This window comes from Gordonia sp. KTR9, from assembly GCF_000143885.2.
Classification (GTDB): Bacteria; Actinomycetota; Actinomycetes; order Mycobacteriales; family Mycobacteriaceae; genus Gordonia.
This window is the reverse complement of record NC_018582.1, coordinates 79,544-89,480: the sequence shown is the minus strand read 5'-3', so window position 1 is coordinate 89,480 and position 9,937 is coordinate 79,544. Positions and strand designations below refer to the sequence as shown.

Below are 9,937 nucleotides of genomic sequence, written 5' to 3'. Positions count from 1 at the left end.
TGCCGTTTCAGGTTTGTAGCGGCAGAACGTTGCAACGTTGCGACCCTGAAACCTTGGACTCGTGCAACGTTTGATAATTGCCGCGTTGCAACGTTATTGCGTTACAGCGCCACAACTTTGTAGCGCTGTAACTACCCGGCATTGGAACTATTTAACTACACAACGTTCCCAAGGGACAACGTTACACGCGCACAACTTTCCCAGCTTCTAACGTTTCCATCGCCTAACGTTCCCAAGCTCTAATGTTTAGGCGTTGGGCGGTTGTAGAGTTATAACCCTCGTCTGCGCTCCCTCTGGATGGAGGTGGAGACGAGCAGCATGGACGTGGTGGGGGGCCCAGATGGCGGACTGGGTCCTCAACTATCGGGTGGCGGCGCAGGCCGCGCACCGGCCCACCGGTAGTGGCTGCGACCAGACGTCTCGGCTGCCACAGTGACGAACAGGCTGCCTTGCTCGCGTCCGGCTATATCGGTGTGGGTTAGACGGTCCCGAAGAACCTTGAGCCCGCTCCGCATGCGAGCCCGCTCACCTGGCCCTTCGGCGTGGTAGGCCTTGCGTTCCCCAACGATCCGCGCGCGGAGTTGTTTCGCTCGCTCGAACGCACCGCTAGAGGTAGCCGCGGAGTCGACAGCTCCCTGGTCTGACTGAGTGGGGGTGACTGTCCAGCGGGTTCCCTTCCCCGTGCCGATCCGGGTGACCAGCCCCAACGAACCGAGTGTGTTGAGCAGGCCCAAGACGCCCCATCCGGTACCGCCAGGGGGTAGGGGGGACTTAGCCGCCACCTCGGGGGTGGTGACCGCCCTTCCTTGGCTGGACAGCGAGGACCACAGGGCATGAGCGTGGTGCCCTAGTTGCCCCCAGAGGGGGTGGAGGCGATGGGGGTCTGTGACGTCATGGGCGCCATTTCCCCGGTAAAAAGTGTCTGGCACCCGTAGCGAGTACAGGGCAGCCTCGTTGGCTGGCCCATCCTGCCAATCACGGGTGCGAACGAGCAGGCCACGCTCCTGGAGGCGTTGAAGGTGGACGTACGCACGGCTGTCACACACCGACATCCAGTTCGCGAGGCACCGTTTGGCGATCGGGCGATCGACGAGGCCGTGGCCGTCGGTGAACCGGTGGGTGATGACGGCGACCGCGGCCGCGACGAGGTCGGGTTCGTCCCAGGTGGCGACCTCGGTCAGGGCGTCGTCGACAAGTGCTTGGTCGGCGGGGTCCAGCGGCGGCCGGTGGGTACTGGCACGCGCAGTGATGCTCTGCCAGTGCGCGGCACACGCAGAGCGGGCGCGCCGGCGGTCACCGTCGCGGTCGCGGAACTTCGCAAAGGCTGGACAGTGGGCGTAGAACCATCGCACCGCCGCGAACGAACGCAAACCGACGTCCCACAACACCCACGCCGCGGCCGTCGCAGCCGCTGAGCGGTCCTCGCCTCCGGTGTCGTTGAGGATGCGCCACTGCTGCGCAGAGATGGGCGTGCGCCGCCGCCAGGCTCGTGGTGCCTGCCACTGCAACTCCTCCGCACCATCGGTGTCAGGGGCGAGTTCGTGCATCTGCGCGGCCGCGGACAGCGCGACCATCGGACCCGGGGTGGGGGAGTGGGGAGTGAGGTCGTCAGTGATCGCGGCACGGACCCGGTCGCCGGCATGGGAAACGACCGCGCCGATACGCACCCGCTTGACCTGACCGTCGCGACGGTGGACCTCTACCTCGAGTCCGGGGCGGTACACCTCGGCGTCGAGCTGCACACACCACCCGTCGTCGTGGCGGGCGAAGGCGGCCTGCACAGGTCCTGGCTCATCACTGCCGAGGGCGGCACGCAGCCTCTCAGCAGTCTGAACGGCGGTGATGGGTTTGAGGTCATCGTTGACGGGTGTGCAGTGGTGGCCGGCGGGTTTCAGTGACGCGCTGCCTGGCAGACGGAGCAGATGCCCTGGGCTCAGCACGTCGATGCGGCGGGCCGACAGGTTGAGCTGGCGGCGCAAATCAGCGAGGAACTCGCGTACCCCGCGGTCAGAAGCAGACGAGGCGCATTTGAGGATCACGTGCAGCGAGTCCGGGCTGCCTGAGCGAGCGAGGTAGGCAGCGGTCGCGGCATAATCGCCGAGCACATCGCGGAGGCGTGGCCACACCTGCTCAGCGCAGCGGTCGAGGTCGATGACCAGCAGATCGCTGCGGATCGGGGCCACGACTGCCCAAATGGCCTTGCCGCCGCCGGCGTGCTCTGCCTCGGTAATCAGCTCAATTGGGTTGCCGCTGCGCTCCCGGCGAGCCTTGTTCGCCGTCGCAGTGCCGGCCAGCGCGAAGCTCTCACCACCGGGCGCAGGCAGCAGCCGGTACACCTCGGACCACCGCGACTCAGTAATCGAGTCGTGATCCGACACGCGTTCATCAGAACTAGCGCGAGCAAAAGGGAGCGCGCTATCCTGAGACCAGTCCGACACAGACTGTCCCTTCGGGGAAATTGGAGTCCAGCGAGCGCCAACTCGCTGGCTCAAAAACTTCTTGACGGCCCCTCTGGTCCCCCCAGGGGGGCCGTCAATTTTTTATTTGTGACTCATGCAGTCAGTGAGAGCTGATCCGGGTCACCCCCTGAGCGACTAGGGCCTTCGATGAGGTCAGTGCGGCCGACGCGCTCATACATCGTGTCGGCGATGAACTGGCTGGTCGTGTCGTATCCCGCCGAACGGGCTGCGGCGTCGAGATCCACGGCTTGGAGCGCTCGGAAACCCCACATCTTGCGCTTGCCTTTGCTGGGTCTAGGCATGTGCGCGTCACCTCTTCCGATTGATGGTGGTGTGTGCAGTTCGATTCAAGCTCGCCGGCTGCCAGTCTTGCCGAAAGTGTTACAGCTACAGGGGCGACACGCCGAGTGAAGTAGTAGCAGTTTCCGATACCCGGCCGGGGTCTGCGACATTGCAGGCGGTCGGCCGCTAGCTCGCTGCCGAGAACCCCGGCATTCCAAGGCCTCTCGCCCAATCGACGCCAGCGGGTAAACAACCGGTTCAATGGGGTCGCGCCGGTCCTTATCTGCGACGACTTGTGCTCGGAGGTGGTTTGCCGATCGCCATTGAGGCATTTCGAAGAATCAGCGGTATTGGTCGGGAGCCACCAAGTCATGCTGGCAAGTCGCGAGGAGCTTCGCGGCTCTACGTCCAAAGCGTCCCGTTTGCTACGTCTTCTATACTGCGCTGTCGACAGACATGGTGAATTGAATCGTGTGGGGCAGCACACAACGACGAGTTAGGGGGTCAGCGTGACGGTGGACTGGCTGCGCGAGTTTGCACGATCCCGGCGGCGGGTCCCTGGCAGGGAGGATGCACGTTCTGCCGAGCGGGCGAGGTGCAATCTTGTGATCGCCCGTGCGAGCCGCGTGGATCTGACGGGTCCCCCGCCGAGAAGCAACACCACCAATCAGATCGATTTCATGCTGGAGCCGTTGCTCGACGATCACCAGCGGTCTTGGGCGCTGGCTCACACGCTGAATACTGTGTGGCGACCAGTGCTCACCTCGGTGGGCGTGGGCGTTCGCGCAGACGAGTTCTTCGAGGCTTCTGCGGTCGATCCTGAGGTGTTCCTGGCGATTGTGACCGGCGCCCGTAAAGGCCGAACAACCTGGCGGCGGGCCGATCTCGACCGAATGGCCTCCGCCACCGGCATTCCGGCTGCGACGATAGCAGCGCTCAACCGGCACATGTCCGGACGTTGGGCAGGCATAGTAAACGAGGGCGAACTCGACAAACTGGCCTGAGAACGAAGGCCAGATCAGGCGTGGAGGGCGACCATCGTCCGGGACCTACCCTTGCCGGTTGCGCATGTTATCGTGGTGTCCTCTCCGGGCCTGAGGCTGTATTCGGCACTGGATGACGACCACGATGTCGCGTGCATCGAACCTCGCTTCTGTGAGGATCGTGTCGCGACTATCTACCTGTCTCGTCATCAAGGTGGTTCTCATGTCGAACGTAGCGGAGACTATTCGTACCGAAGCGCTCGTGGAAGCAGTGCGCTCCGAAGTGGTTTCGCGCGAAACTAATTGGTCTGGCGGTTTGCCATTGGCGACGCCTCCTCGCAATGCGGCGAGAGTTGCAGCAAAGGCACTGAATACGCGCACATCAGACGCAGCCGTGTGCACGGCCTGGCGCAACGCCTGGCGCGGCAGCTGGCTGCCGAGCAACGACACTCAGCACGCGTTACGTTGCTGGGCCTTGATGGATATAGCCGGGTCCGTCGCCGAACAGATCGTGGCCCTGGACGAGTGGGCCACGGCCGCCGATCGAGATTGGGCCCGCCGTGAGCTCGACGCGATCCTGAGCGAGATCGGCAACGCCTTACTCAAGAGCGCCCGTACCGTCGTGAGCCTCATCGGCGCCCCTGTGCCCCCTCTTCGTGCGGACCTCGAAACCCAGATCACGCGCGTCGCGATCCTTCGCGGCTACCTCGGACAGGTCCGATCGGGGGACCTGCCCGCCGCCGCGCTCGCTGAACTGGTCGACCTCCCTTACCTTTCCGCGCTCCGCACATAACGCGGACACCAGCAGATAGCGGATTGCTGTACTGCGGAGTCGTTTACGTCAGCTTCCTGAAAGACGGGTTACGGTCGTGCTTCCACAGATCGGATCGGTTCGTCATGTCCACCACCTCAACTGCGGCACCTTCACACCTGTGGGCATTCCCGAATGCGTCACCCACATACTTGCCGTCGAGTTCGACCACGGACTGGTCCTCGTCGACGTCGGCCTCGGGCGGCAGGACGTCGCCCATCCAATCCGGGGTCTCGGTCAGGCGTTGCGTGCGGTACGTCCCCGCTTGAGAAGTGCTGATACAGCCGTTCAGCAACTCGCCGGCCTCGGCTTCGCCGCAGGAGATGTCGCTGGCATCGTGGCTACTCACCTCGATTACGACCACATCAGCGGCGCGCTCGACTTTCCCGCCGCCCCTGTTCACCTCACAGTGACCGAACTCTTCGCCGCCGCGAGCCGACCAGGCATTCGTGGCCGCATTCGCTACCGACCGCACCACCTGACATCGATCACCAGCCGCGCACACACCTACGCACCGGCCGAGGCGGTCCCTGTCATGAACTTCTACGGCCACCCGCTAACCGAGGCCGGCGACCTGGTCTTAATCCCTTTGCCCGGTCACACAGCCGGACACGCCGCCGTTGCGATCCGCGATCCACACCGTAGGGATCGATGGCTCATCCACGCAGGAGACGCATTTTTGCACCACACCGCCCTCACATCAACGGCCGATCCGTCTATGGACCGGGTCGAGAGAATGCTGGCGATGGACCCCAGTACCCTGACCCGCAACCATGCGGCGCTGCGTATCGCAGCTGATCAGGGACACCTCGTCATCTGCTCCCACGACCGTGGACAGTACGAGCACCTAGCGGCCTCTGAGCACTTGCGGTAGATCAGCCGAGGACCAACCTGGCCGTATCCGGTTAACCACCGGTTCAGTATCATGCATGGCGCCACTTAGAAGTAGTGAGCAAGGGGGTTTGAATGTCGCACTGGATTGTTGTCGAGACGATGGGAACTGGAGCCCAGGACGAGGTTGATCCCTCGGTGGTCTTCAAAGGTGGCAAAAGTTCTCAATACACGTCCGTCGACAGACTGCGGCACGAAGTGCCCCGCGGTGACTACACCGTCCTCGCCTGGATACTCAAGGCCCTCGACACGGTCACCACGACCGGCAAGCCGGAGTCGGCGGTCATCTCACACGTAGCGATCATCGCCGAACCCGTGTTCGGACCTAACGGGGTGGTGTTCGCGGTGCAGCTCTGGATCGGCGACGACGCCGACAGTGTTCCGCCCCCTCGCCGCCTTGTCGGAGGGTTCGAGTTCGTCTACGACGAGGAGCTCGATCTCGCGCAAATTCACGAGGGCCCGAACATCGAACGCGACATCCTCGGTATCGACGGCCCTACCCAAGACGTCACTCGCGTTGCACCCGAGGTCTTCCAGTACTTCTACGACTTTCCCCGCGAGTCCGAAATCGGACCTTTCGTCCGGGACATGAAAGCTGGGCGACTGGAAAACGGAGCGAAGTTCGACTCCGCACTCACTGTGCGGCATGCACGCGACAGCGACGACCAGCTGCGCTACCGCTGCTACATGACCATGCGTGCGGTCCGCCTACCCTCACGGTGGGCCCTACGCGGCGTCGTGCACGACATCAACGATGTCGAACCCGCCGAATACCTCGCCTTCAACAGACACACCGCCCGAGTGATCGCCAACCTCGAAGAACGTGAGTCCGGCCTCGGGCGAATCGATTTCGCCACAGGACTGGTCACCGACTGGCTGCGGACACCTCCACCACCACTCAGCGCGTGGCTTACCGACAGCCCTATCTTCCATGAGGACGAGCAGGAAACGATCGCGGCAGCGCAGCTGGCACTTCTCACTCGCCAGCAGGAACGAGCTACGTATCGCGCTCGGATCAGATTCGCTGGTGGCCCCACCGATGTGTGGCACGTGGCCCAGTTCACCATCACACCCGATAAACACGGCGAGGACGGCCTCGGCTTCCTCACGGTCGAGCTACTGTCAAAAGAAGCGATGGCCTCGTAAACCCCGGGGGCCGCGCAACACTCAGGGCCGAGCGGACTATTGAAAGCCGTTGCTCTGATGTTATGATCCCATCTACAACGCGCACCTCCACGGTGGACTTTCCCCGACCCTGACGCACAATTCGGGTCTGGTCGCGACACAGAGAGCAGTTCCTAAGCAACCCGGATTGTCGGAGTGCTTACTTACTGACTTGTCGCAATAGTCCAGTCATCCGGGGAGGTTTTTCGTTGTCACGATCTTCACAGAACACCAGCGGCGCCAAGGTGCGCGGTGCAGGGTTCGTCCAGCGTGGGATCTCAACGTTCAACCCGCCAAACCGGGCTTCCTTGAGTGAAGACCGCATGGTGACAATCCATCACCGTTTCGGGGCCGATCCGATGACCTGTGCTTGGACCGGGTCATGCAGCGCCCATAGGACGGCGGCCGGCCCGGGTGTGCAGCTGGCGAGCTTGAATCGCACCCGGGCCGGGGAATCAGCCAGGTTGACCAAGCTGACGTGGCCAAGTGTAGACGCGAGGGCGTCGCATCCCTCCGACGGAAACGCGGGAGGGAGCCCGACCGAACCGCCCAACGCCCAAAGCCGGGGTCTAGAAGGACCGACGTTGCACGCTCAGAACCTTGTGGTTCGAGGCGGATGCGTGCGTGTGCGTTCGTACGCGGCCCGGACGTCATCGCCGGAAACCCCCAGCACGACAGCCAATGCGCCGGCAGAACTCTCGGAGAGAGGGCGATGCCCGCGTTCGAGCGCAGCAAGCGTTGAGGTGGGTATGCCCGCGGCGGCCGCCAGTTCCGGCTGCGTCAGCCCGGCCAGAATGCGCAGATCTGACAGCAACGCATCAGACCGGTCGATCGCTACAACCGCTGAGACCGGAGCTTCAAGCACCCTGAGCACGGCCACGAGCTTGTCGATCTGGGGGGAGGATGAAGACGATTCCCAGTATCGGATGGCGTTCTCACTGACTCCCGCCACCCTGCCGAGTTCGCCGGGGCTAAGACCACGTGACCGACGCAAGTCAGTCAGGGCCTTCGGATCGAAGCCCCTAATTATCTTCCGACTCAACCGTCGGACCTTGTGCTGCGGCGATAGGTCACGACGTTCGATCTTGTCGGCCCGCCTCCTTGGTGTCACACTATGTAACTATAATCAGGTGTGTTATTTTGAGGTCACGAACGGAAGGGTGTTTCGTCACATGAATTGATTGGCGAAAGAACATACCGGTAGGCCGGGTGAGGCCCAGATTAGCCGTCTATAACCTCGCCCGACCCACCAGCAATTTGGATACCTAGCTCGGTTGCCGTTGGAGCGGCAGTGAGCCTGGCGTTTCACAGTCTACCGCCGTTGCGGGGTGTGAAACGTCAAGCTGGTCGTTCCTGCTGCTGCCTTACTCGGACAGCGAGGACGCGACGTGGCACATGTTGTAGGCGTTACCCAGAGTCGGCGTGCGGCCGACCTCTCTACGATTCCCGGGGTAAAACCGCTGGGCCGAACATCGTTCGAGTGTTCCGCCCGCCGCCCGGGGATGGTGTGCGTCATCGGCTCGGAGGCCGACTCCGACGCACTACTCGGTTCCGGAACCCGCTGTGCGGTGGGACATCTGATGGTGCCTAGCGGCCCGGAGGATGACCTGAGTGCGTGGCGCCAGGCGTGGCACGCGGTGTACCCGCTCGCGATTGGTGGTGCGCGGTGAGGGGTCGTGCAGCACGCGATCGCGCGGTTGCGTTTGTGGTCGCGGCGACGGTGGTGGCGGGGGCTGGGGGAGCCACGTCGGTGGCGGCTTCGCCGGCTGAGGGTGCGGGTGTGTGCCCGAAGCTGTATGTGCTGGGAGTCCAGGGGACTGGTCAGTCGTCGTCGGATGCGAGTCCGACGACGGATTCGGGCATGTTGTCGGCGGTGATGAAGCCGTTGTTGACCATGGCCGGGTCGCTGGTGCAGCGCGCGTATGTGCCGTATCCGGCGGGTTTCGGCGGAGCGACCGCCGGATCGGACATGAAGTTCGACGAGTCGGTCACCGAGGCAATGAATCGCACAAACTCGATGATCAAGCAGATCTCTGATCGGTGCGACAACACCCATTTCGCGTTGACGGGTTACTCGCAGGGAGCGTTCGCGCTCGGCCGGGTCGCCCGCGACATCGGACAGGGCAGGGGCCCGGTGCCCGCCGACCGGGTTGCGGGTGTGTCGCTGTTCGGTGACCCGACCCGGCCGAAGGCCTCGCCGCTGTTCCCGGGCCGCGAGGGTGCATCCCGCCCGGAACCGGCCCCGGGTACGTCGGGAGCGTCGCTGGAGACGGTGCCGGCCCTGAGCCAGCCGATGCCCGAGGGCGGCGGCATCGGCCCGGTCGCAGACTCTGCCAGCGACTACGGCGACCTCACCGGTCGGGTCGCGTCGTACTGTGCTAGTGGCGATTTGGCGTGCGACGCGCCGAGTGATGCCCCGGTCACGCATCTGGTGACCAACATCGTCGGGCAAAGCAAGCTTGATCAGGACGATCCGGTGCAAACCTTGTCGTCGCTGGCCGAAGCGTTGGCCCTGACGACGGTCAAGACTGCGGTCCCGCTGATCAACGAGGACGTCCAGGGCGAAACGCTCGATGAGTTGTCCTATCAACCGAGCCAGTCGATCTCGCAAAGGCTGGCAGTCGCCTCTGATCCGCGCACCCCGTTGCCGTCGGCCGGCGATGCGCTCAATGCGTTGGTCAAGGTCGGCACGATCGGCCTGAACGCTGTGGTCACGGTCGCGAAGGAAGTACTGACCCCCGCAACGATCACCGCACTGGCGACCACTGGTCTGGCGAATCCGCCTGCGGCGCTGGCACTGCTGGGCGCCAAGGCTCTCGAGGCGACGGTGAAGCTTGTTCCGCCGGCCACGGTGAACCGGTGGGCCGACGAAGCGTTCACCGCGGTCAAGCAGAACATCTCCGACAACTCCGAACTGCTCGACGTGTCGAACCTCGTGCGGTACTGGCAGACCGCGCAGCAACACGGCAGCTACACGAGTAACAGCTCGACCGCCGCGGGCGTCTCCGCGACCGCGTACACGGCAACGTGGTTTGCCGCGCTGGCCGCCGATCTGGCGGGCAAGACGTTGCCGCAGTCATCGACGGGCGGAGACACCCTGTTCGCCCCGGACACCGCCGCGCCGTCCTCGGCAGCAGTGGTCCCGACGCTTCCCGACACCTCGACGAGCGAGTCCAGTTCACCGTCGTCCTCGGAGACGACGTCTCTGGAGTCGTCGATCCCGCAGTTCCCGGTGCCTTCGTCGGGCACGCCGAGCACTGAGCCGGTCCCGTCTGGGTCTCCGGTCGGTTCGTCGGCACCGGTTCCCACCGCCTAGCGCGGCGGGGCATCGCAGGCATCTCTGTTCA

At 63.8% G+C, this 9,937-nt stretch carries 8 protein-coding genes; 5 read left to right on the top strand and 3 right to left on the bottom strand.

What is annotated here, in order from left to right; genetic code table 11:
• Positions 1-356: 356 nt before the first annotated feature.
• Complete coding sequence (locus KTR9_RS25565; RefSeq protein ID WP_238554176.1) at positions 357-2,378, bottom strand: hypothetical protein; 2,022 nt, start codon at positions 2,376-2,378, stop codon at positions 357-359.
• 173 nt (positions 2,379-2,551) lie between these two features.
• A complete protein-coding gene (locus tag KTR9_RS25560; protein WP_005199726.1) occupies positions 2,552-2,761 on the bottom strand; it encodes a hypothetical protein in 210 nt (69 codons plus the stop codon).
• Between the two features lie 585 nt (positions 2,762-3,346).
• On the opposite strand from KTR9_RS25560, the gene KTR9_RS25555 reads away from it, so the two are divergent.
• The 4 genes from KTR9_RS25555 (at position 3,347) to KTR9_RS25540 (ending at position 6,572) form a co-directional block, all read left to right on the top strand.
• Positions 3,347-3,745 carry a hypothetical protein gene (locus KTR9_RS25555; RefSeq protein WP_238554175.1) on the top strand — a complete coding sequence of 133 codons (399 nt, stop codon included), beginning with the start codon at positions 3,347-3,349 and terminating at the stop codon, positions 3,743-3,745.
• Positions 3,746-3,947: 202 nt separating this feature from the next.
• Complete coding sequence (locus tag KTR9_RS27500; protein WP_148281332.1) at positions 3,948-4,517, top strand: hypothetical protein; 570 nt, start codon at positions 3,948-3,950, stop codon at positions 4,515-4,517.
• A 76-nt stretch (positions 4,518-4,593) separates the two neighbouring features.
• Positions 4,594-5,409 (top strand): MBL fold metallo-hydrolase, encoded by an 816-nt coding sequence (locus tag KTR9_RS26730; protein WP_014928857.1) that lies wholly within the window; start codon positions 4,594-4,596, stop codon positions 5,407-5,409.
• 92 nt (positions 5,410-5,501) lie between these two features.
• Positions 5,502-6,572, top strand: coding sequence for a GAF domain-containing protein (locus KTR9_RS25540; protein WP_014928856.1), 1,071 nt, complete (start codon positions 5,502-5,504; stop codon positions 6,570-6,572).
• A gap of 610 nt (positions 6,573-7,182) precedes the next feature.
• Here the strand turns inward: KTR9_RS25540 and KTR9_RS27155 are convergent.
• Entirely contained in the window at positions 7,183-7,584 is a 402-nt protein-coding gene (locus KTR9_RS27155; protein ID WP_274518073.1) for a helix-turn-helix transcriptional regulator, read from the bottom strand.
• A 633-nt stretch (positions 7,585-8,217) separates the two neighbouring features.
• Here KTR9_RS27155 and KTR9_RS25530 point away from each other — a divergent pair.
• Positions 8,218-9,906 carry a cutinase family protein gene (locus KTR9_RS25530; protein ID WP_443134925.1) on the top strand — a complete coding sequence of 563 codons (1,689 nt, stop codon included), beginning with the start codon at positions 8,218-8,220 and terminating at the stop codon, positions 9,904-9,906.
• Positions 9,907-9,937 lie beyond the last annotated feature (31 nt).

Bases quoted from the DNA above. Each gene is read 5' to 3' on its own strand.
- KTR9_RS27500 (WP_148281332.1), top strand. From the start codon at position 3,948: ATGTCGAACGTAGCGGAGACTATTCGTACCGAAGCGCTCGTGGAAGCA.
- KTR9_RS25540 (WP_014928856.1), top strand. From the start codon at position 5,502: ATGTCGCACTGGATTGTTGTCGAGACGATGGGAACTGGAGCCCAGGAC.
- KTR9_RS25560 (WP_005199726.1), bottom strand. From the start codon at position 2,761: ATGCCTAGACCCAGCAAAGGCAAGCGCAAGATGTGGGGTTTCCGAGCG.